The sequence below is a fragment of the Paenibacillus terrigena DSM 21567 genome (assembly GCF_000374845.1).
GTDB lineage: Bacteria > Bacillota > Bacilli > Paenibacillales > Paenibacillaceae > Paenibacillus_K > Paenibacillus_K terrigena.
Window position 1 is genome coordinate 20,043 of sequence record NZ_KB895434.1, and the last position, 24,337, is coordinate 44,379.

Below are 24,337 nucleotides of genomic sequence, written 5' to 3' on the forward strand. Positions count from 1 at the left end.
ATTAATTGTAAGAAGCCTTGATTCGATAATCTATAACGCAATGTTATGATTCATAGTGGAAAACGTCTTTCATCGTTGAATGGCTAGATCATCTCATAGCTGTGACGCTTCGGGATGCGCACAGTTACTGTCGTCCCAATGCCCAGCCGGCTAAAGACATCGACCCCATACGCATCGCCATAGGTCAACTGAATGCGGTCATTGACGTTCTTAATCCCGTAGCCCGATAAATTATTCGCCGTCTGGAAGGCATCCTCCAGATTCCTTGGCGGCATCCCCGCGCCATCGTCGATCACTTGGAACACGATATCGTCGCCCTCCGCATAGAGCTTCACGATGATGTTAATACCCGACTCGTGACATATGGCATGGTTAATGCAATTCTCAATGAACGGCTGCAGAATTAGCTTGATCGTCGTATATTTGAACAGCTCTTCGTCGAGGTCATAATGCATATGCAGCATGCCCCGGAATCGAATCTCTTGAATCGCAATGTAGTTCTTTACCAGTTGAATCTCTTGATTCACGAGGATAATCCGCTTGCCTTTGTTCAAGGAGATTCGGTAATATTTCGCGAGATAGTTCACCATCTCGTAGACCTTGGTGCCGCCTTCCTTCAATGCAAGTGAGGAGATCGAGGCAAGCGTATTGTATAGAAAATGCGGATTGATTTGGGCCTGCATCGTCGTTAACTCCGCTTCTTTCGTCGATATTTCCTTCACGTACACATCTTCGATCAAATCTTGAATCTTGGAGGCCATCTTGTTGAAAGCGAACGATAACTGCCCAATCTCATCATGCCCCATCGACTGGATGGAGACCTGGAAATCCCCCTTTTCCACTTTGCGAATATAGAGAAGCAGCTTCTCAATCCGTTTCGTAATGAGCTTCGTCGTCACATAGATTAATAGGATCGAAGCTGCAAAGGCGATCACCGAAATCCATACAATGCGTGCCGTCGCCTTATTCGTATTCTCGAGCAGCTCATGATACGGGACGGTGATGACGGTCTTCCATCCGTTGCTCAACGCCTTGTACGTGAAGAACCGATCCTCCCCGTTCACCTGCTTGTCGAAATTGCCGGAGGTCGACTGAAGATCATCCGCGATCGGGAATGTATCGTATAATTTCTTCGACGCCAGATTCTTGTCGGATGTCGTAATGACGCGGCCGGCCTGGTCGATAATATAGACGCTTTTGTTATTGTTCTCTTTCTCAATGAGGGAGTAGAGCTCCGCGTTGCTAATCTGGATAATCAAGATCCCGTACGGATGTGTCAGGCTGAAGTAGCTCAGCGAGCGCGCCAGAATCAAGGTATGCTCGTCCATCTGGGTATAGACCGTGTCGCCCGCCGCTTGAATGGCCATCCGCCGCACCGCCTCAGGAAGCTCCTCCGTATATCGAATATATTCGCCGTCCGAATACAGCGTTTTATTATCCGTATAAATGGTGATCCCCTGTACATTCGTGTTGAGTGCGAGCATCGCGCTGAACTGCCGATTGATGTACTCGAAGGCATCCAAATAATAGAACGCCTGCTCATAATCATTCGACAGGTAATTGCGAAGCTGCGAGTCCATGTACATGATATTGGATAACTGATGATAGTACTCCAATCGATTCTCGATATTCGTGTTAATTTGATTCAGTGTGCCACTCAAGCTCGCATACGTCTGCTCCGTAATCTGATCCCGGGTCGAGGTATAGGAATAATAAATCATGCCGAAGAATGGAATGATCGATAGCAGAAAAATGATAATAAACTTGTTGCGCAGCTTCAAATCCGTCATCCATGACAGCCGATGGGCAATCGTTTGCCAGAAACGCAGCTTCTTATAGGTTTTTTCGGTATTCATTCGGCGTGACTCCTTGATGCTTCAGGAATAGGGAAATGAAGTATGAAGTACTCTCGTAGCCTACTTTTTGCGCAATATCCTGGACTTTCAGCGAAGGATCCGATAGCATCTGCTTGGCCTTCTCGAGACGAATCCGCGTCAAATAATCATGAATTGTCACGCCGGTCTTCTCTTTAAAAATCGACCGCAAGTAATTCGGTGACAGGTAGACTTGGCTGGAAAGGCTCGTAATCGTAATCTGCTCATGATAGGTCTGCTGAATAATGGAACTCACCTGGTGCACCAGCTTCAAGTTCTTATCCGTGAACCGATCCTTCATCGAATCCATCATATGTCTCAGTATCTGACTGACAGCCTCTTCGATTTCATGGATCGTCTGGCAATCATAAATCGCATGGTAGACATTGGCCCGCGTCTCCGCCGTATTCGTATCCGAAGGATTACTGCGAAGCTGGTCCTGAATTCTTCCCACAAGATCCAGCGCCCAATCATGAATGTGCTTCTTGCGCACCCGCAGCGTCACTAGCCGCGTACAATACTCCTGCAACATCCAGACAACCCGTTCTTCCTCCATCTGTTGAACCGCTTCCAACAATTCGTTCTCTGCAAAAGGCGGCAACTGATCGCTCTCCATATTCATGCGCATATCCTGTGCAAAAATCACTTTGCCGTACCCTGTATAAAAGAGTTCGCTTAACACCTTCCTCGCATGATCATACAGCGCGTGAACTTGCGTAAGCGGTCCAACCTGTTCCGTGACGGCTAACGTGACCATAAAAGGCAGTGCTTGCTTCACTGCCTGCGCAAGCTCGACCCAGAACAAGCGCTGCATCACGCGGGGATGACTGTCCATCAGGATCAGCATCTCCCCTTCACGTAGCGAGACATCGTTCCAGGACAGCTGGCACGAGAGGAAATAATGGCCCATGAACGTACGAATCTGATTCATCGCATCCTCAATGAACATCTCCCGCTCCTCGACATGGTCGTCAATGGAGACCAGAACCACGGTATAATCCGCCTGATAGGATCTTCGTTCCAACCGCTCGAAGCTCTCCATCAAGTTGCTTTTGCGATCCTCGTTCTTCTCATAGATCAGTTCTTTCAAGATGTTCGATTTGGTCACTTGGATCGATCTATTTTTCAACCGAACTTCTTCGCACTTCTCTTTGACGCGCGTCATCACACTTGCGATCTCTTCCAGATCCAGCGGTTTCAATAAATAACCGACGGCGCCGACATTGAGTGCCGACTTCACATATGTAATTTCATCATGTCCCGTCAAGAAGACAATCTTCATCCAATCGAACTGCTCCGTCACCTGCTTCGCGAGTTCAATACCGTTCATAATGGGCATTTGAACGTCCGTTAACACGATATCTGGCTGGATCGTCTGGATTTTCTCCAACGCATCCTTTCCGTTGATGGCCGTGCCCGCGACGTAAATCCCCATCTCTTCCCAACGAATGATGTCGCGCATCATTTCTAATTCTATCTCTTCATCGTCTACTAGAAATATGCTGTACATGATGACCACTCCTTGTTCGCTGACTCTTAACTTATTATAGCTTCCTTGGCATGCCTTTCTGAATCCCTTTTCAAAATGTAAGTTATTTTCAAGCATCATTCGGAACATTGTCATATCGACATCTATTTTTTTGTGATCTTATAATTTTCTTATCACAAGAAACTGCGAGGTGTCACACATGCAAACAAACATGAACGTACACGATGGACGAGAGCTCACGATTCCTCGTCGGAAGCTCTGGACGGTCTTCAAAGAGCAGAAATACCTTTTCCTCATGATGCTGCCCGCCTTAATCTGGGCCGTGTTGTTCGCCTATACACCAATGGTCGGCCTGTACATGTCCTTCGTGAATTACCAGCCGAACCTAGGCGGGTTCTGGACAACCTTGTTCCACAGCGAGTTCGTAGGCTTCGATTGGTTCGAGTACTTCTTCACGAACGGCGACTTCCTGATCGTATTGCGTAATACGCTGGCATCCACGTTAATTACGCTGTGCTTCTCTTTTCCGATGCCGATCCTGATCGCCATCGCCATCAATGAGATCAAGAGTGTCCGCTTCAAGAAAACGGTACAGACCGCATCCTATCTGCCGTATTTCATCTCGTGGGTTATCGCGGCGAATATTATCGTAACTCTACTGTCATCGGATGGCGCCATAAATGCAATTCTTAAATTTTTCCATATTACCGATGAGAGCATCTTGTTCTTGCAGAACGGCAAGTACTTCTGGTGGATCGTCGCGATCGGCAACACTTGGAAGGATATGGGATACAGTTCGATCATGTATTTGGCAGCTATTTCAGCGATCAATCCAGAGCTCTATGAAGCCGCCAAGGTCGACGGGGCCAATCGGTTCAAGCAAATTCGCTATATTACGCTGCCCCACCTGAAGCCAACCATCGTCATTCTATTGATTCTCGCGCTAGGCGGCATTCTGAATGCCGGCTTCGACCAGCATTTCTTGCTCGGCAATGAACTGACCAAAGACTACTCCGACGTCTTGTCGACGTATTCGTTCCGCTACGGGATTCAGAATGGCATGTTCTCGTACGCCTCTGCCGTAGGCATGTTCAGCTCGGTTGTAGCCTTTATCATCGTCTGCATCGTCAATTTCACCGCCAAAAAAGTTAACGGGCAATCCTTATTCTAGGGCAATGGGAGGGACTATCATGAAAAGCAAAAAAAGCATTGCGGAATATATGTTCGACACAGCACTCTATCTGTTCCTCACGGTCATCTTCATCGTCACGTTCTACCCGTTCTGGAACATTCTCGTCATCTCGTTAAATGATGCGACCGATACGCTGCGGGGCGGGTTATACTTCTGGCCGCGGGAAATAACCTTCGACAGTTATCTTACCATCTTCCGTAATCCAGAGATCTGGAGCGCCATTCGTGTCACGCTCTTGCGTACGATCATCGGGACATCGCTCTCGATCTTCTGCATCTCCATGCTCGCCTACTCGCTGAGTAAGCGGCATCTGATCGGTTGGCGGTTCTTCTCGTTCTTCTTCGTCTTTACGATGTATTTCGGCGGCGGATTGATTCCGACGTACATGGTCATCAAATCGCTAGGATTAATCGACTCCTTCTGGGTCTTCATCTTCCCGGGACTGATTGGCGTCTTCCTCATGATTCTGGTCCGTACGTTCATCGAACAGCTGCCCGGCGAGATCGAAGAGTCCGCGAAGATCGATGGCGCCAACGACCTGCAGATTTTCTTCCGCATCGTCATGCCGCTGTGCGTACCAGTGCTCGCGACGATCGGACTGTTCCTGGCCATTGGACACTGGAACTCCTGGTATGACTCGTACATCTACACGTACAAGTCGGAGCTGAAAACATTGCAAGCCGTCTTGGTCAAAATTCTGAATCAATTCCAAACAGCCGGCATGATGTCGGATGCGCAGCAGCTTGCGCAAAGCTCTACCCGCGTTCCGGTATCCAGCGAAAGCATTCGTATGGCGGTAACGATGGTAGCGACACTGCCGATCGTCCTCGTCTATCCGTTCGTGCAGAAATATTTCGTCAAAGGGATGATGATGGGCGCGATCAAGAGTTAATCCAGCTTCATTCGAGAACAAGAAGGGGCGATCCCTGGTCTATCTCTTAGACCAAGGACCGCCCCTTTCGGTTGTTCATCATGAGCTGATTATTCGTGCAGAGCATCTAAGGCGTGATCTAATCGATATACCCCGCCTGCTTCGACATCCAGCGACACCTTCTTACCTCCATACTGCACCGTGATGTTCCCTGCGGCATATGCGTAAATCGTCGTACGAACCAGTTGGTGCTCTTGCCATTCGATATCGACTTCTGCATTTCCCCTTGCACGGAGTCCCGTCACCCTTCCCGATCCCCACGCCTTAGGCAATGCCGGCAGTACATGAATGCTTCCCATCTGACTCTGCAGCAGCATCTCGGCCATGGCGGCTGTTCCGCCGAAGTTCCCGTCAATGACGAAGATATTCGTCTCCGCGCCTGCAATGCCTGGAATTGAATACGACAGCAAATTCTCGAAGCATAAGCCCCCAATGAGATGGGAGACGTGTCTGTACGCCTTCTCCCCGTCCTGTAGCCGTGCAAAATAGAGCCCGAAGAGCGCTGCCGTAAATTCAATATCCTCCAGCTCATCCTGCGCCATTCGCCGCTCCAGGCTGACTCTAGCTGCTTCGCTGAGTTCAGGCGTCCCTTCCGGGGTTATCTGATGAGCCGGGTACAACGCCACCAGGTGCGAAAGATGCCGATGCTCCGGCTGCGCTTCCTCATAATCCTCCAGCCATTCTTGCAGCTGGCCGTTCTTACCGATTTGCAGCGGCGGCAGGAACGCGATTGCCTCCCTCAACTGCTGCTGGAAGGCATGATCTGTCTGCAATCGGTCCGCCGCATCAAGACAGAAGGTGAACAACTCGCGTACGAGCACTTGGTCCAGCGTCGATCCCATCGACAGCTGCTGCACGCATTGACTTCGATCATCGCAATAGAAATGATTCTCTGGCGAATTCGAAGGTCCCGTGACGAGCCACCCATACTTCGGATGGATCGTCATATAATCCAAGAAAAATTCGGCCGCTTCCTTCAAGACGGGATAGGCACGCTGCGCTAGAAAATCTTGATCCAAGCTATAGGCATAACGCTCCATCAGATGCGTTGCAATCCATAATCCGCCCGTCACGTTGAGCCCCCAAGACGTCTCCCAGCCCGGAGCCGTGAATCCCCAAGCATTGGAGAAAACATGCGCTACCCAGCCTTCGCTGTCATAGAAATCGCGTACCGCCGCACGGCCTGCCTGCGACAACGCCTCGATATAGCGCATTAAAGGTAGGTGGCATTCCACAAGATTCGTCACTTCCGCCGGATAGTAATTCATCTCGGTATTAATATCCAGATGATAGTCGCAGCTCCATCCCATTCGGCAGGCTTCCCCATCGTTCCAGATGCCCTGCAGGTGCAATGGCAGCGGCGAGTCCTCCCGCGAACCGGCAATCATTAAATAACGGCCATATTGCAGGAATAACGCGAACAGTTCGGGGTCATCGGCTTGTCCTGTCTTCAATAACCGCAGACGTTCGTCCGTCGGGAGACTTGGATGCTCTGACTCGCCTAGCTGGATCGTGACTCTGTCATAAAGCCGGCGATAATCTGCGATATGATCGACCCGCAATGCGTCATATCCACTCGCGATTGCGCGTTCGATCTGTTTCGAGCTAGCTTGCTTCCACGCTCCGCCCTCGGCACGATAGTCCGTGTTCACCGCCAAATAAACCCAAGCTTCATCGGCATCTGTGACGATCAGTTGCCCCGCTTCTTCGCGCAGCGATCCGCCGGACGTGATCACCTTGATAAGTCCTTCACTCCAGACGCCGCATGTCCCATTACTGTGGACTTGCTCCGTTGCCTGGCATCGGAAGGCGATGGTATCCTCGTTCACGATCTCCGCTGCGAATGATGCGGTTCGTCCTACAACACCAAGTTGGAAGGAAATGCTCCCGGATTCTTCTCCCCAAAGACGTGCTGCAACAATATGATCCGCATGGGTTGCGAACACCTCGCGCATGATCTTCTTACCATTTACGTTGTAGGACGCTTGGTACACCGCCTGCTCTAACTGCAGCTCTCGGCTGAACTGTTCCGCCTTGCCCGATGCTGCGAACCGGAACAATACATCCATGAGCGGCAGGTTCGTGCCGTAATTCTGCTTCCTCGGCTGCAGCATCTGCTTCGCCAATCGATCTCCCGCCGCATAGTCGCCCGCGAAGAAATGCTCCCGCATCGCCTGCAAATCAGCTTTTCCATTCGACTCACTTACCGCTGGCTCGGATTGGCCCGACCAGAACGTCACTTCGTTCACACTCCAGGTCTCCGCATCAGTGCCTCCATAAATCACCGCGCCGATTCTTCCGTTGCCGATCGGAAGTCCTTGCGACCACTCCGTGCCAGGGTGGTTATACCACAGTTTCATTCCACTCATGTCTCATTCTCCTTCTCATTCATGATCTGATGTAGCTAGTGAAAAGGCGGCTCCGATCATCCGGAACCGCCTTGCTCATGCTTGCATGCTACGGACGATTCCATGGATTCGCCGTATAGACCGTAAATAGCAAATCTCGCTGCTCTTCATTTGTCCATGTCTGGCCGCCGTCCAGCGACAATCGAGCCATTCCTTTCGCATACGGATTGTCATCACGATATGCGAAGCCGTAGTTGTTATCCGTACTTTCCGTATATGTGGATCGAGGAGATTTCAAGATGAGGCCATATTTCTTCGTTACGTCCAGCCCCTTCAGTCTCGGATAAATCGAATATGGAGACACGGATCCCGGTATGTTATAAGGCGTGAGCGATGCGGAGAAGATCGTATCCACCGGATTATTTGCATCGTCCAAGGTCACGAGATCGAAGTAATAAGCATCTTTGGGCACTGCATTGACATAGCTCTCATAGATGTAGATGTCCAGCTTCGGCAGGTCGGAATGCTCCAGCGTAAAGACCTGCATGCGCTCAACATTTGCCCGAATATCCGAATAGTAGTTGTACTCGCCCCCACTGCTGTCTTGATCGATACGCTGCCCAACCGCATCCGGTATATGATAAGCCTCGATTTCGTTAATCGAAGGCACGCCATAATTCGTCTTCAGTATCAACCGGATCTTAGACGTCGTTAGCGTCGGGAACGTCAGCTTCCGATGGTCGCCTACCGTAAATCCCTTCGTAATGTCCTTGTAATTCGCACCATCCCAGTATTGCAGCGCATAGTTCGCGATTCGGAAATTCGCATCCCTGAACTCTTTGATGACAACCTGATTCAGTGTCGTGTCCTGTCCGAAATCCACTTCAACCCATTGATCATTCACTTGTCCATCCGCGGCATTCCAACGTGTTGCTTCATTGCCATCCGTGATCCGCGCGGCATCATAACCTGGATCAGCCCAAGTGGAGGAGACTTGCACCGGCTTGCCTAACGCTAGATTGACGGGTGTATCAGCCTCGACTGCCCCCTTACCTTTCGTGATGCGCAAGATCGCGGTCCCTTTGGCCGGGAGCTTATATGTATAGCTGCCCTTTGCTGTGCCTTGTTGATCTCCGCTATATAATTCCGTAATGGCATAGTTGTGATTTGGCTTTAGTCCGAGATCTTCGAACTTCACCGTAAGCTTCTGTTCCTCCGACGTCCAATTCGACAGCCCGACGATCCGATTGTCTTCGGCATCGGTCGTATAAATAACGGATGGCGAATGCTCCTCTTGATGATAGAAATTGGTCATGCTCACCGGCTTTGCTGATCTACCCTGCTTCACCAGTGCTAACAGCTCCTTGTTCTCCACCCATTTCCATCGGTCATCCGCGACAAACGGCAGATTATCGCCGAGCAGCCAATGTCCGCCACCGAGTGCTACCGTCGTCGCCAGGAGTTGCGCGTCCCGCTGGCTGTATTTGTGCCAGAAGCCCTGAATTACGTATTCCGGCAGGTACATATCCGGGTCGTTGTAGGCGTACAGCGTTCCATTCGTCCACCAGGAAGCAGCGCTGTTCATCGCTTGCCGCTCGATCCCCGAGTAGCTCGCTACGCCGAGTGATGTATCGCAAGCGGTACGTCGGCCGTGAGCGAATGCGGCAGGCAGCAGCGGTGCGATCGACTCGTTAATGTAGATCGGGCGGTTCGCTGCGAGCACCGCATCGCGGATAATGCCGAGGCCGATGCGATAATTCTGCATGCCGTTGGCTGATGGGTCATAGTGCTTGCCCTCATACATGCCCATATCGATGAAATCCAGCTTCAAATAGTCAAAGCCCCATGCAATATATTGTTGGGCGTTGCGCTTAATCACTTGCTGCGCGACAGGATGCGTTGCGTCCAGCGCGTAGGTATTCAAATAGGTCTTGATTAAATTGCCCTGCTCATCGCGCAGGCAGATATCCCGATGGGTCAAATTCGAGCCTTCCACCGGCAAGTCCAGCCATCCCTCATAAATCGTGAACGGGGTCGAATAGCCTCCGACCTTCAATCCCTTGGCGTGAACATAATCGGCGAACTTGGCCATCGCATCCTCGAACGGCATTCCGCCTTCAGGCTGGAATCCCCCATCCAAATTGAAGTATTGATAACCAAGTGGCTTCAAATGCTCTGCCACATAGTCGACCATTGGATACATTGCTTCGGCGGTTGCGTAGCTGTCGTGCGAATAGAAGGTGTTGTACCCCATCGGCACTTCACCCTGCCATTCCATATGCTGTTCTCCCATATTGTATACGCTTCCGTATTCTTCTAAGCCTTGTTGATAATCCTCATAAAACCCAAGGAAGAACTTGTCGGAAGCAACGGTCTTGCCGTGAATTGATCCGCCCCAGTTATACAAGGAGAACGCGGTTAACGCGCCATTCTTCGACGCCGCTTCCCCGAGCTTCTGGCTGCTCTTCCATTGCTTCACGGTCGCCGCGCCCGCAACGATGCCTTGCTTGTCCGTGTTATCGAACATCGATGCGACCCAATGGCTAATCCCATTGAACTTCTCCCATGTCAATGCCTCGCCATGGAAGCGGTCCGCGCCATTCTGACTGTGACCGAATTGATCGACGGGTGCTACCCCAAAGTCGAAGTTATTCGTATACGGCGTCGTGAAGATCCGCTTGTCCTTACCTGCGCCGATATCCAGGTTATCGGCTGTAATCGGTTCCAGGATCTCGACCGTTAGCTGATTGTCATCATGAACTTGCATATCGACGAGAATGTAAGATGACTTCGGATAGACGTAAAAGTTCACATCCATCGTTATGCCGGAAGCGAACGTATTGATCACCGTCAGCTTCTTCCCATGCTTCCCGTAAGCATCATCCTGAAGTGAACTCCACTCGGCGGTGCGGGATACAGCATCTAATGAGCTTAACCGCTCTTCGTGCCCCGTCAGCTTCGCTTCCGAATGAAATCCTCTGACCATCGTCGTGCCAGACCACGAGAAATCGCCTGTACCCGTCGTAAGATCATAACTCAGTTCAGATTTGCCGTTCGTGACTTTTACCTTCTTGTTCTTGTTCGTGAAAAGAGCTTCAGATTGCGCACTTGCAGACTCCGCTGAACTCCATACAGGCCATAATGAACTGCCTAATACGATGATCAGGAGCATAGCTAAATACCTCGTTTGAATCCGATTGTTCATCCAAATGCCTCCTCGAACTGTACTTACGTCCTATTGTAAGGAGCCTTGTACGAACGATCTATAACGCATAGTTACGTTTGATAGTTGAAAACGTCTTTCATAGATTTTTTTGCTCAACAATGCCCATGGAGGAAGTGATTCAATCCGGAAACCGGATCGACTTCGATCTTAGCTGCATCTAAGGAAAAGACCATTCCCCACTGCGGGAAATGGTCTTTTCAGCCTTCAGATGAATTCGTCCGTCATGCCTTGCTTTGCGTAATTTTATAGATTTTAGACTCGGCAGGCTCCAAAGTTATCTGCAGCACCTTCGCCGCTTCTTGTTCCACGCCTTCCCATATATCCCATACACGATAGGATTGATTCGACTCCAAACCAACCCGTTCAAGCGATATCGACTTATGCGCGGCTTCCTTGCCGCTGAAGTTGAACACCGCTAAATAGATGATGGATGAATCTTCTAAACGATCCAGCACGAAGACATCCGAAGCGCGATCCCCGAAGTTTCCTTCGACCGGTCTGAATGTTCGACCTAACCGAGCAAGCCCGTTCATCTCTTGATTTCCAAGCCAGGCCTTCGCCCGCTCCGCGGCTTCCAGGTTGCGGTAATCATCGCCAAGAAGCAGTACCGTGCCGGCGATCACCGATGCCGTAAACCGGCTTCTCCCTTCATGCCACGACGTCGGCTCCTGGTTGCAGCTTCGGTAAATGGCCGCATGGTCGGGATCATTGTAGTGGTACAACGACTGATTCATCCACCAACCATGCGTGACGGAATTCAGAAGGTACTCCGTGTCCTGAATCGTCCCGAACACGTCGCAGGAGATTCGCCGGCTATGCGCGTAGGCGTAAGGGAACATCGGAGCAATCGATAGATTAACAAAGATGTCTCGGCCTGCGGCTTCCGGAGACAGCTTCTTCGCTAGATGCGAGAGCCCGTAATTATAGGCGGCAATCCCCGTCGTAATCTCCGGATGGTAGTGCCTGCCTTCCAGCGCACCATGCGCCATGAAATCAAGCTTCACGTAGGAGAAGCCCTCGGCAATCATCTTCTGCGTGAACCAATCGATTCGCGCAAGCGTTCCCGGATGCGTCGGATCGATCGCGAGCCCGCCCGCAATATCCGCGACGACTTCCCCTGCATCATCCCTGAGCAAAATATCGGTATACGTATACTGCCCATTCGTCCCTTCGACGATATCTTGGAATTGCGTGACGCTGCCCCAGAACGCGAAAGGCGTCCAGTATGTGCCTGCTAGATGACCATTGTTCCGGACTCTTCGCAGCGCATCCTCCATCTCCTCCTTGGTGAACCGATCCCAGAAAGCGTCGAAATTGATATAGAGCGTCTGGTCATTCTCGAACCCTAGCGGCTGCACCTCATGTTTCAAGAAGTCGCTCGTCGAAGTATACAAGTCATAATCCAGATTGCTCATGGCCGCAGCCCAGCTATTCCATCCGAACGGTACACCGCCAGCCCAAGGCAGCGGAGCCGTAACGCATGTATTTGCCCATCCATACTCCTCGAGGCCATCCCGGTAATCCTCATAAAAGCCGACCAGCACAAGTGGAGATTCAATGCGCGTGCCGATCACATAACCGTGAGGCAGCACGTCTCGCGTCATTTCACCGGCCGCTCCGCCATAGAATTCAAGCTCATCGACCTGACCTGCGTGTTCCCCTTTGATTCGAATGCCTGATTTCCAGACATCATGCGTAATCGAACCGATGAGAAGCCCGTTCCGACTCTCTGGTTGGAACAAAGCCGTAACCTCGTAGCTTTCCGTCTCATGCGGGAAAGGTCTCGCCGTATAACGCACCCACTTGTCATTGTCGTAAGGCACGCGGAGCACATGCAGCTCGTCTTGCGGCGAGGATGGCTGCGCTGCCGTCAACTTGTTCGTCTTCAAGACCGAAATGCGCCGAACCTGCGTCTCCTCTGCACTCGCGATAACAGCTTTCGTCAAGAAAAATGCATGATCCTCGTATACATAGAAATGCTGCTCCATCGTTGGAATCGTTGACGACTCATGCCGAATCGTCCAATGGATGCCTCGGCCGAACGCATCTTCAATCGCCTGGGGCTCAGCTTGCAGCACATGGCGGTCATAAAGCCCGGTATGATATTCCCGACCCTGCCAACGAAAGGCGCTGTATACCTCGCTAAGTTCAAAAAAACCTTGCCGCGTACAAGCATATACTCCATGCGCCAAGTCGATCTCGACACGGATGCGCCCGTTATCCGCAACATAGACATTGTTCACTTCATTGCTCCAACTTACGGTATTCTCCTTGCTGCACTTCATGCCACTGTCTGCCTCCTTGTGTGTAGCTAGATTGAACCTATCTACGAACAGTATAAGAGAGGGATAGCATACACTCCATGCAACAATGTCTCGATTGATAGCGCAAAGCGCCGAAGTTATTGGAGGTATAATAACAGCTTGTGCGCTTTGACGGGCTTAAATGTGTTATAAATGATCCGTATCTACAACGATCCAGATACAATCTTGCCTTGATACATCACGGCTGGGCGTTTCGATCTTCTAGCGATCGTCTCTGCCGAGCAGCTTGCCTCGACAAATACGATGCTCGCTTCATCACCCATTTTAGGCCATACTTGATAACCTTCTTCATCTAATGGGGTCTTGCCTCCAGTAATAAAATGTAGTGTTCGTGCCAAATCCAGTTCCGTACTACTTCCGAACCGTTCTGCCAATCGGCCGGCACGCTCGAGCACATCCCCGTTACCAAAGGGGGACCACGAATCAAAAATGTTGTCACATCCTACGGCTACAGGCACAGAATGCTGGTGAAGAAATGGAACCGGCGGCATCGTTCTGGCAAGCGGCACGCTTGTAACGATCGTCATGCCATTCTCGGCTAACAGATGGGCAATTTCATCTGCTTCTTGTCCTTCCATGTCACCTAGAGCAAATGCGTGACTTATGGATACGCGTCCTTGCCATCCAGCCTGCTCTGTCAGATGTGCCAGCCGTTTGATCGTATCGAGCCCGATACGTCCTCCGTCATGCAAATGCAGATCAACATCGGCATTTCCTTCGACAGCCAGCTCCATCATCTGCTGCAGTGACCTTTCCATGTCGCCGTCCACATGTTGCGGATCTACGCCTCCGACCAGGCCACAGCCTTGACGTACCGCTGTTTTGATAAGATCATAGCATTGCGTCCGCAGGAGTCCGTGCTGTGGAAAAGCAACGATTTCATAAGATAATTTGCCATCGAATGAAGCGAGCGCTTCCTGGATCGCCTCCAAGTGACGTAGACCAACTTCGGGATAAATATCGACATGCGTGCGGACATGGGTTGACCCGGCTTGGAGTAGAACGTGAAGCAACGCCTCGGCACGTTCCTTCATCGTCGTTGCAAGCGTAGGAAGCGTATTCTTCTCCATTTCGAATCGCTCAATAATGGAAGCAGCCGGTTGAACGGGGCGCCAGCGGTCGCCAAGCAGCGTCTTGTCTAGATGACAATGCTTCTCTATGAAGGATGGCAATGCGAGCAAGCCTTTCGCATCCTTCCGCAGCCCACCATCATCAGGCAAAGGTTCTGTCGCAGGCAAGATATTCGATATCTTTCCCGCTTGAATTTGTAAATGGTATGATTCCGTCTTCGTTCCTATAACGTTGCTGTCTTGAACGATGTGTCCATTTTCCAATCTCACATTTGTAAGCCAAAACATCTCTTGCATGATTGTTTTCCCTCCATGGCTAGATTCGCTTTTTGTCACCTTGCGTATTCCCTGCTGACATACCCTATTCGTGCGATGTGCGATAACTCTGTCTACGAAGTCGTGTTAACGACACGAAGCAGCTCAGTAACAAGACGAAGGCACCGAACAGGTAAGGCAAATTGATATGAACATCGAATAGAATTCCTGCGAGCATCGGTCCGAAGATGGTGCCAAGACTCGAATAGGCGTTGTTCATACCCGCGACGAAACCTTGTTCATCCCCTGCTTCCCTGGACAGCATGCTGTTCATCATGGGCCGCAGAATATTGTTGAACGTAAAGAATAACATCGTCACGATCATGACATACAAGAAATTGCCTGAGAAGATCAAACCGATTAATGTTACTGCGGACAACATGAGCATGGCTGCAATGACCCGTTTCTCCCCGAATCGACGGGCGATTCGTTCTGTAAGCACAAGTTGGTTGACGGTAGCGATTAACGAACATACGGTCAGCAGGATCGATATGTCACGTGTCGTGAATCCGTAGCTCTGCACGACGAAGAGTGGGAATATCGCTTCAAAATGGGTCAAGCCGAAGGAAATCGCAAAAACAATAAGTAATAAAATGAAATAGCGTGAGTGAATGGATCGGCCAATTTGCTGAAATACATTCTCCTTCTTCTCCTTCGCTTGCTGGCGCAACCGGCGAACGTCCGGCGTTAACGATTCTGGCAGCATCCGCAGACTGCAAATCATGGCGAGCAGTCCGACCAGCGCAGAAGCATAAAAAGGCGCCTTGATGCCTAGCTCAGACAGTAATCCCCCCACCCCGGGTCCGATAATAAATCCCGATGTCATGGATGCGCCTAACCACGACATCGCCTTACTGCGCTCTTGATCTGGCGTAATGTCCGCAACGTACGCGATAATTGCTGGAATAAGCGCTGCTGAACCGATTCCGCCAATCAATCTTGAGACGAACAATAAGGATAGATCGCCAGCTAAGGCGGCTAATAGATTCGAGAAAGCAAATAGAATCAACCCTACAATAATCATAGGTTTTCGCCCACGCTGATCTGACAAATTACCTGCAACCGGTGAGAACAGAAATTGGGTTAGTCCAAAACAGGAAACCAAGTATCCTGCCGCTTGTCCACCTGCCCGGAACAATGTGAGGAGCTCGGGGAGAATGGGAATAACGAGACCCATACTTAAATTTGCGAGAAACATATTGAGTAGTAATAGTGGGAATGCTGACTTCGATACCATGATGAGCTCCTTCCTTCTAATGCCAAGTCCATGCTAACATACATCCGAACGGTATGGGAAATATGTAAAAGCTTTAAGAAAAGAATGTTTTTCATATACTAGATGCGTGAAATAACAAAAACTGCCGCAATGCGACAGTTTTTGGTTTCTATTCGTTTACAACCGTAAGCATCTAAGTCTGACGCCCGATCAAAAGAGAAACAGCTAGCGCCATTAAAGATTTTTTACAGTGGCTCGGTGCGTTTCTGTAGCCTCAACCAATCTGCTCTCAACAACACCCGCCCATGCAAAACTGCAAAACTGCCCTTTAGCTTAATAAAAACAAGGAGCCAGCTGCCGTAGCAAACTGCTCCTCGCTCTGTTCAACTAACGTGTCCCGTTAGTTCAATATAATAGACGTTGGTAATAACATTCAACTGCCCAAAACAATTACTGCTCAGGTCAGAACCCTTGTTCAAAATTGAAGAAGACACATTGGTTTTTGTTCTGTTCTAAACACATTCTGTACTGATTCAAAAAATGTATTATCAGATAACCTAGCTAATCCAAGACGGATTAATGTTTTAAAGTCTACTGCCCCCATAATTAGAGAAGAAAACTCAGCGACATCCATGCTAATTTCCACATCGTAATCGGTGTTATCAGTTATAGTTGGAAATCCATTTACAAAATGTATTATTGTACTTCCATTATTTGACTCGAAGAAAGTATCAACTATAGAGATTTTCATCTTACAGTTTTGATTTCCAAAGTTACGATTCACTAGCTTTTCGAATAGAGTTTTTATATCAACTACTCGGTACATAATTCCCATGCCTATTGTACTCGTCTCGAGATACTTGGATAAAAATGAATCATACGTACCTCGTGAGGGATCGGAAAGTAAAAAATGGAAATATTCATCCTGGGTTTCTATTATCACACGTTCTACTTGATCAAATTGAGTATGAAGGAATGTACAGAATTCTAAAAGAACATCAGGAGTTTCGTAAACAAGTTCTTTGATGACTAGATCGTTTTTGTACTGATAATGCTTGTGGAATGAAAAAGCCAGATATCCTAAAATTGTTCCATCTTTTCTATATCCCACGATTCGATTCTCGTTAAAGTCAAACAGATCACCCAGACCTTTATCCAACTTTTCAGTTAACCCATTTGTCCTTTCAAAAAACTTGTTGTAGCAATTTAGAACCTCATTTCTGTCTTCATTATTTAAAAATTCAATATGTTGCTTTGAGTCACCTCTAGGGAAACCTACCGTTTTCACTCTATATTGATTAATTTGACTGCCATATCCGAACCCCATTTTCTTATAAGATCCAGCATCAAATGGGTATAGCGTGACCAATGGCACTCCGCATTCCTTATAACGTTGGAAAGAGAACTGTACTAGTTCTTTAGCGATTCCTTCCTTTTTATGCAGTAAATCCACCGCAACTGAACCAATCCCTCCTACACTCATAATTGTCGATGTAACATTCATTTTAAAGTCATAAAGACACATTCCACCTAAAAGTAGTTTATCCCTATAAGCTCCAAACAGTTCTTGCTGAGGAAACTGCTCAATACTATTTTCAATCCAACTTTTCAACCTGTTTACGTTATCTTCCTGATATCCAATCCATGGATACGAATTACAAGAAATTTCTGTGAATGCATCTACGTCTTCTATTGTAAGTTTTCGAACGGTATTCATTTGATAGACAACCCTCTCTGTTAATTATTAACATTCAATAGCGTAGTCATGGTTAACATACTACTGCATCTAATACATCAACAAGTGAATAAATGATTATATTTGAACTTTACTGCTCGTTAGTGTAACGCGGCTGCCGATCCATGCCGGCAGCCGCGTCTTAGTTATTTATTAAACTATAGTGTCCCGTTAGCTTAATAATGGAAAGTATCAAGCTTTAACTTATATATAGGCTGCTGATAGATATTTAATTGATTTTGGCTTATAAACCCAGCTTTCTCATATAAATCGATAGCTTGCTTGTTTTCTTTTTCTACTGTTAAAGATATAAACTTACATTTTTTGTGTTTTTCTTTTATAAATTCAATAATTTTAGAGACTGTTTTCCATATCCTTTACCTTGAAGTGCCTTATCGATCTGAAATCCACAAATCCAATAATTGTCCTCACTGTCTGGTGTATAGCTAATATAAAACGCACCAACAATTCTATTATTCTCATATAAAACATAAGGATCTAAAGCCTCATCCCAAGGTTTTATATAAGCAAACGCTAGTGATTCTGCAACATTAGGAACAAATGCTTTTTGGCTCTCGTGCACTGATAGTTCAAATGCGTCTTCCCAATTATCCTTTGTAATTTCTTTAATACAAATATCATACATTTACAAGATTCCTCCTAAAATATCAAATATTTATATTTTACCACATAAATCCATTCAAGTTTCACTTGAACTAAACTGCCCGTTAGCACAACGCGGCTGCCGATCTATGCCGGCAACCGCGTTTTAGTTATTTATTAAGCTATCGTGTCCCGTTAGTTTAATGCAAAATGGTTATTCATTAGTCAAGTTTAATAATCTTATCAAAGCAGTATGATTCTTTGTCATAGCCATTATGCTCATAAAAAGCATGAGCGTCGGTTCGCTTAAATCCGCTACATAAAATAATACTTGATATTCCCATTTCTTTAGCATAATTTTCAGTGTGTTTTAGTAGTTTTGTACCTATCCCACTATGCTGTAATTCCTTTTTAACAGCAAGCCCTTGAATATGTAGATAACCAATCGGAGACCCTACGGATAACGCCTGAACGATAGTGACAAAACCAACCACATCATTTTCAAATAATGCAACGAATGTTTTGTAATTTCCGTCCTTATCCATGTCTTCCATAGTAACTCGAAAGTTTTCACTATTAACATTACGAACTCCAAGTACATCGTTCCATAAAAAAACAACTTCAGTATAATCATTTGCTACAATTTCACGTATCTTAATTTCCATACCCTACCCCCGTTATTAAAAATATTGGCTAACGAAGGATTCGACAATTGATGAAGTAATCCTGCCCGTTAGCGCAACGCGGCTGCCGATCCGTGCCGGCAGCCGCGTTTTAATTAAGCTATAGTGTCCCGTTAGTTTAATCAATAGGCATTAATTTTTAACCCTCAGTAGCCTCATACTGTTCAATATGACAATCAATGCTGCACCCGTATCACTAATCACTACAATCCATCGATAGCATCAAAGAAAGACTCGCCTGCATTGCAAGCCTCCATTGGTGTGACTTCACTTGTGTCATACATGGCCAGTGCCGTACACATATACCTAGCCTCCAATATTCCTGATTCGTTCAAAATGTTGCTCCGTAATTTTCCATCTCCAAACGGCTTAGTCAACAATATGAAGACCGGGGATGGTTTGCAAAAGCTCGCGTATTTCGCTCATCGGCAACCCGCTTTTCTTAGCCCACTCACTGGCATCGCCAAACACAGCGACACATTCCCGATCCGAATCCGTATAAATGTCCAAAATCAGACCGATTTTTTTCGGCCATTGTTGTGAGATCACAAAATCCCGAGCTTCCGCCGGATCCAACAAGCAAAAGCATGGCCATTTGGGAATAAAAATTCTCTTCATGTCACAATTCAACAAACGGCAATCTTGCAAGCGTGCAGATGAAAAATCGCACTCTGATACGGATGATCTGTCCATGTCTTCCCAGTCGCCAAAATCACAGCCAATATACTTGCCCATAAACCTGACGCGTAAGAAATGTACACCCCGAAAATGAAAGTCCCTTAAGGCTTGCTTTTGATCGAAAATACCTCCATGCATCCTCAATCCAGCAAAAACCATTCCTTGCCCATCGGTTTCCGAAATGACGGTGCAATTATGCAGTTCCAGTTTCGGACCCAAAATACTTACCTGATCCCTTTCAAGCTCAATCGTTTGACTAGAAAGCACTTGAGAATTAATTTTCACCTCTTTGTCTTCCTTTCATGCAAAAATCTTGCTCCGCTATTATTGGGATTCCAAGAAGAAAAGTCAGCCACATAGATTTCGTTAAATATCAAATCGAGTGGCATATGCTCCACAGCATCAGCAATTTCGTCATAAGGCGGAGGAATTACTAAAGAAAATCCAAAGTCATCATCAATGATCAGCGATCCATTAAAAATACGCTGCCTAGATGTCAGCCCGATTATATCCCTCATGGATTGCCCGGCATACAAGCACTCCTTATAGCGCCCCGTATAACTTTGATTGCAACCAATAGAGACAATCAGGCCACTAGAATCCACTACAATTGTCAAAGTACCATCCAATGTATACGCAGATCTTACCTCGCCATCCGGGAACGGAATATTCTTTAAGCTCATCCTGTGCCGCGAATATAGTTCATCGATATACTCAGATATATTTCTCCCTAAAACAACATTACCCAACGAATACCCTGATATGACTTCCGCATCAAAATCAATCCACACATGGCCCTCCGTTCGTTCTGCCCTAGATCGCGTTCTACCGGAATCCTGCAAATTTACCGTTTTATTGGTGACAGTATGCATCACTCATATTGATAAATTAATATCTCCAGTATATTCTATAAAAAACTAATTAACGGAAATTAGAAACGAAAAACTTTCATGAAAGCAGGAACGCTCTCCATGGAAAGGGAGAAGAAATATTCGTAATCGGTTTTTCTTTCATTAGCCAATTTATTCAGTTCCCTTCAGTTATAATGCTTAACTATAATATATCATATTGTAGTAGCCTGCATAAGTAGTCGCTCTAAGACTAGCATGGATAGAACTCTTTTCCATCTTACTTTTCATTGTCATAGTATAAATATACCAGTGCTCGGGCCAAGAAACGGGTATCTAGCGCGTGAATGCTGCAGGAACGCCGCCATCGATCGTCAGCATGCAGCCTGTCGTCTTATCGGATTTGGAAGAAGCAAAGAAAGCGATCCCCTCTGCAATATCCTTCGGGTAAATGTTCACGAGCAGCGTTGTGCGCTTGCGATAATATTCTTCGAGCTGATCGGGCTCGATGCCATACGCGGCTGCGCGTTCATTCCGCCAGGAGCTATTCCAGATCGCAGATCCTTGCAGAATGGCGTCAGGCAGAATCGTGTTGACGCGGATCCCGAACTCGCCGCCTTCGGCCGCAATGCACCGTGCCAGATGCGCTTCGAGCGCTTTGCTGGCACTATAAGCGGAGGCGTTCTTGCCTGCATATACAGCGTTTTTGGAACCGACGAACACCATATTTCCCCCAATGCCTTGGAGCTTCATTATGGTGAAGGCTTCACGGGCTACGAGGAAATAACCTGTCCCAAGTACATTCATGTTCAGGTTCCATTCCTTGAGCGAGGTCTCATCGAACGGACTGGAGGTGGCCAATCCTGCATTGTTGACGATAATATCCACGCCGCCATACATGACGGATGTCTCTTCATAGGCGGCCTGTACCGCTTGCTCGTCAGTGACGTCCATCTTCACCGCATAGGTTCGGTTGGCGCCGTATTTCGCATTCAATTCTTGTGCGATCTGCTGCGCACCTTCCAAGTTCAGATCGGCCAGTACGACATGCGCGCCCTCCGATACAAGTCGTCGTGCCGTCTCGCTGCCGATGGCGCCGGCACCGCCGGTAATGAAGGCAATTTTACGCGAAAATTCCGATTCTGCAGGCGCAAGCGACAGCTTGTAGAGCTCAAGCGGCCAGTATTCCACGTGATAGGACTCATTCTCCGACAGCGAGACGAATTGCCCAAGCGTCGTTGCACCGCGCATCACGGCAACCGCTCGGTGAAACAAGGCCCCGCTGACCTGCGAGATCGCCCAGCTCTTGCCCGTATTCACCATTCCGATCCCCGGGATGAGGATGACGCGCGGTGCTGCTTGGAACATCTGATCGCCCTCAGTGTGATGACGTTCAAAATATGCTGTATACTCCGCCTTATAGGCGGCAATCCCTGCGAGCAGTTTCTCCTCCAATCCAGCAACATCTTCGGTATTCGGCGCCCATTCGATGAACAGCGGCACCACCTTCGTATGGACCAAGTGATCTGGGCATGCTGCACCAACCTGCGACAACTGCGGCGAATCGCACCCATTCACGAAGCGCAGGATATCCTCTTCATCATCATAGGAGAGGATCATCTTCTGCCCTTCGGATACTGCGCCCCGAATCACCGGCATAACACGCGCCGCGATCTGACGGCGGGTCTCCTTCGGCAAAGCTTGGTGCTTCATGCCGCCGAACAATTGCAATTCGTCCACTCGCGCTTCAATATACGCAGCGGCTTCGTTAATGATGCGAATCGTGTGTGCATAACATTCTTCCTGCGTATCCCCCCACGTGACAAGTCCGTGCTTCTCCATCAGCACCAGCTCTGCGTTCGGATTGGCTCGTACGCCCTCTACGATCATTTTCGACAAGGCGAAACCTGGACGAAGATAAGGAACCCACACGAATCGATCTCCGAAAATCTCGCTGGCAATCTCCTTGCCGTTATCTGCGCAGCATAGACTAATGATCGCATCCGGATGCGTATGATCAACATGCTTGAAGGGCAGAAACGCATGCAGTAAAGTCTCGATCGAGGCGCGCGGATGTTTGGCATCTATCATGCAATGCCCCAAATACGTTACCATTTCCTCGTCCGTCATCGATTCGCGCGCAACGAGCGGCTGTATATCCTCCAATCGAAGTCCCGTAAAATGAGCCGCTTGCATGGACCCAAGATCGGAGCCGCTGCCTTTCACATACATGACTTCGGTCTCGCGTCCGCGAAAGTCGATCACTGTCGTCTTGGACGACGTATTGCCGCCATAAATGTTACAGACCCGCCGATCCCCACCGATCAAGTTGGAACGGAAGGCTAACAGATCCAATTCGCTTACAATTTGCGAAGCTTTAGCGGCATCCCATGCATTTTCGATCATTTTGATTACCTCCGATACTTTTTGTTTGTGTTTATAAATACCTATTTTAGGAAATAGATGATTATTTCTCCGTAAAAATAGGCCATGATCAAATACATCACAGCCCGGACAGGAGGTCTCGAATTAACGTGCAAACATCACTTCTTGCTCATAGCGCTTCACGACTTGAAGCCACTCTTCCCTTACAGGCACGCCTCCTTGGGCACAATAATAATCCCATACCGCGCCGAATGGATAGGATTTGTATTCCTCGACGAGCGCAAGTCGGGATGTATAATCCCGATGAAGCTCAAGTTCCTTCAGCAGCTCCACAGGCTCCAGCATGGCACGCATCAATGCCTTCAACATATTGCGCGTACCGATGACCCAAGCCGCAACGTGGTTAATGCTTCCGTCAAAGAAATCCAGACCGATATGCGTTCGATCGAGGAAATGACCACGGACGAGTTCGCGCGCGATGTCAAGCAGCTCATCGTCCATCGTAACGACATGGTCACTGTCCCATCGGACTGGCCGACTCACATGCAGCAACAGCCGATCCGTGAACATGAGAATGGATGAGATTTTGCTGGAGATCATCTCCGTCGGGTGAAAATGGCCCGAATCCAAGCAAATGGTCTTGCCTCTGCTCATTGCATATCCCATATAAAATTCATGCGAACCAACGACATAGCTCTCGGAGCCGATGCCGAACAGCTTGCTCTCCACCGCATCGATATGATGCGCCGCGTTCATCTCCTCTTGGAATATCTCATCCAGCGCATCGCGCAGACGGATTCGCGGCGCCAGCCGATCCACAGGCGTATCTTTATACCCATCGGGCAGCCAAAGATTCGTCACACACGGCTCGCCCAGCTGCTCTCCGAAATAAGCGCCGATCCGCCGCGAAGCTTTGCAATGCTCAATCCAGAATTGGCGGATTTCCGGATCGGCATGACTGAGTGTAAATCCATCCTCCGCTTTCGGATGCGAGAACATCGTTGGATTGAAGTCGAGTCCTAATCCGTTCTGCTTAGCCCAATCCACCCAGCCTTGAAAATGGCGAGGCTCCAGCTCACTCAAATCAACCTGTTCGTCGGTATCCGCATATATCGCATGCAGATTCACCTTATGCTTTCCCGGTATCATGGACAGCGCCTTCTCCAGATCCTGCCGCAGCTCGTAAGGCGTACGCGCACGCCCGGGATATTTGCCCGTGACCGCGATCCCGCCGCTTAATCCTTTGTCTTGAAAAAGAAAGCCTTGAACGTCATCCCCTTGCCAGCAATGCAGAGATATTTTAATATCAATAAGCTTGCGCAACACTTCATCGACATCAATTCCATGCTGGGCATAGAGCTGTCTCGCTTCGTTATAACTGGATTCAATTGCTTGATTCATGGCACTATTCTCCTCCCGC

General features: G+C 48.3%; 16 protein-coding genes and 1 pseudogene. 2 read left to right on the forward strand and 15 right to left on the reverse strand.

The window, feature by feature from the left end; translation table 11 throughout:
• Positions 1-83 precede the first annotated feature (83 nt).
• Both C558_RS0128815 and C558_RS0128820 read right to left on the reverse strand, forming a co-directional pair.
• Entirely contained in the window at positions 84-1,856 is a 1,773-nt protein-coding gene (locus C558_RS0128815; RefSeq protein ID WP_018759762.1) for a sensor histidine kinase, read from the reverse strand.
• The gene (locus C558_RS0128820; RefSeq protein WP_018759763.1) at positions 1,834-3,384 is read right to left on the reverse strand and encodes a response regulator; all 1,551 of its coding nucleotides are present in this window, start codon (positions 3,382-3,384) and stop codon (positions 1,834-1,836) included. Before C558_RS0128820 ends, C558_RS0128815 begins: the two co-directional genes overlap by 23 nt.
• 178 nt (positions 3,385-3,562) lie before the next feature.
• Here C558_RS0128820 and C558_RS0128825 point away from each other — a divergent pair, with 178 nt between their 5' ends.
• Positions 3,563-4,534, forward strand: coding sequence for an ABC transporter permease (locus C558_RS0128825; RefSeq protein ID WP_018759764.1), 972 nt, complete (start codon positions 3,563-3,565; stop codon positions 4,532-4,534).
• Between the two features lie 19 nt (positions 4,535-4,553).
• Positions 4,554-5,447 (forward strand): carbohydrate ABC transporter permease, encoded by an 894-nt coding sequence (locus C558_RS0128830; protein ID WP_018759765.1) that lies wholly within the window; start codon positions 4,554-4,556, stop codon positions 5,445-5,447.
• Positions 5,448-5,536: 89 nt separating this feature from the next.
• Here C558_RS0128830 and C558_RS0128835 read toward each other — a convergent pair whose 3' ends face one another.
• The 13 genes and pseudogenes from C558_RS0128835 to rhaA all read right to left on the reverse strand — a co-directional run bounded on the left by C558_RS0128835 (position 5,537) and on the right by rhaA (position 24,318).
• Positions 5,537-7,855 (reverse strand): glycoside hydrolase family 95 protein, encoded by a 2,319-nt coding sequence (locus tag C558_RS0128835; RefSeq protein WP_018759766.1) that lies wholly within the window; start codon positions 7,853-7,855, stop codon positions 5,537-5,539.
• An 88-nt stretch (positions 7,856-7,943) separates the two neighbouring features.
• Positions 7,944-11,039: a discoidin domain-containing protein gene (locus C558_RS0128840; RefSeq protein ID WP_018759767.1), complete on the reverse strand. Its 3,096-nt coding sequence runs from the start codon at positions 11,037-11,039 to the stop codon at positions 7,944-7,946.
• Positions 11,040-11,281: 242 nt separating this feature from the next.
• Positions 11,282-13,345 carry an alpha-galactosidase gene (locus C558_RS0128845; RefSeq protein ID WP_018759768.1) on the reverse strand — a complete coding sequence of 688 codons (2,064 nt, stop codon included), beginning with the start codon at positions 13,343-13,345 and terminating at the stop codon, positions 11,282-11,284.
• Between the two features lie 182 nt (positions 13,346-13,527).
• Positions 13,528-14,751, reverse strand: a complete 1,224-nt coding sequence (locus tag C558_RS0128850) for an amidohydrolase (RefSeq protein ID WP_018759769.1) — start codon at positions 14,749-14,751, stop codon at positions 13,528-13,530.
• A gap of 64 nt (positions 14,752-14,815) precedes the next feature.
• Complete coding sequence (locus tag C558_RS0128855; protein ID WP_018759770.1) at positions 14,816-16,006, reverse strand: MFS transporter; 1,191 nt, start codon at positions 16,004-16,006, stop codon at positions 14,816-14,818.
• Between the two features lie 454 nt (positions 16,007-16,460).
• The gene (locus C558_RS0128860) at positions 16,461-17,702 is read right to left on the reverse strand and encodes a GNAT family N-acetyltransferase (RefSeq protein ID WP_018759771.1); all 1,242 of its coding nucleotides are present in this window, start codon (positions 17,700-17,702) and stop codon (positions 16,461-16,463) included.
• Positions 17,703-17,896: 194 nt separating this feature from the next.
• A pseudogene (locus C558_RS32135) lies at positions 17,897-18,366 on the reverse strand (GNAT family N-acetyltransferase).
• Between the two features lie 178 nt (positions 18,367-18,544).
• Positions 18,545-18,988: a GNAT family N-acetyltransferase gene (locus C558_RS0128870; protein ID WP_018759773.1), complete on the reverse strand. Its 444-nt coding sequence runs from the start codon at positions 18,986-18,988 to the stop codon at positions 18,545-18,547.
• Between the two features lie 15 nt (positions 18,989-19,003).
• Complete coding sequence (locus C558_RS35065; protein ID WP_281167154.1) at positions 19,004-19,132, reverse strand: hypothetical protein; 129 nt, start codon at positions 19,130-19,132, stop codon at positions 19,004-19,006.
• Positions 19,133-19,375: 243 nt separating this feature from the next.
• Positions 19,376-19,969, reverse strand: a complete 594-nt coding sequence (locus tag C558_RS0128880) for a pentapeptide repeat-containing protein (RefSeq protein ID WP_018759775.1) — start codon at positions 19,967-19,969, stop codon at positions 19,376-19,378.
• Entirely contained in the window at positions 19,966-20,475 is a 510-nt protein-coding gene (locus C558_RS0128885) for a hypothetical protein (RefSeq protein WP_018759776.1), read from the reverse strand. Before C558_RS0128885 ends, C558_RS0128880 begins: the two co-directional genes overlap by 4 nt.
• A 393-nt stretch (positions 20,476-20,868) precedes the next feature.
• Positions 20,869-22,938, reverse strand: coding sequence for a bifunctional rhamnulose-1-phosphate aldolase/short-chain dehydrogenase (locus C558_RS0128890; RefSeq protein ID WP_018759777.1), 2,070 nt, complete (start codon positions 22,936-22,938; stop codon positions 20,869-20,871).
• 123 nt (positions 22,939-23,061) lie between these two features.
• Positions 23,062-24,318 carry an L-rhamnose isomerase gene (gene rhaA / locus C558_RS0128895; RefSeq protein ID WP_018759778.1) on the reverse strand — a complete coding sequence of 419 codons (1,257 nt, stop codon included), beginning with the start codon at positions 24,316-24,318 and terminating at the stop codon, positions 23,062-23,064.
• Positions 24,319-24,337: the final 19 nt, after the last annotated feature.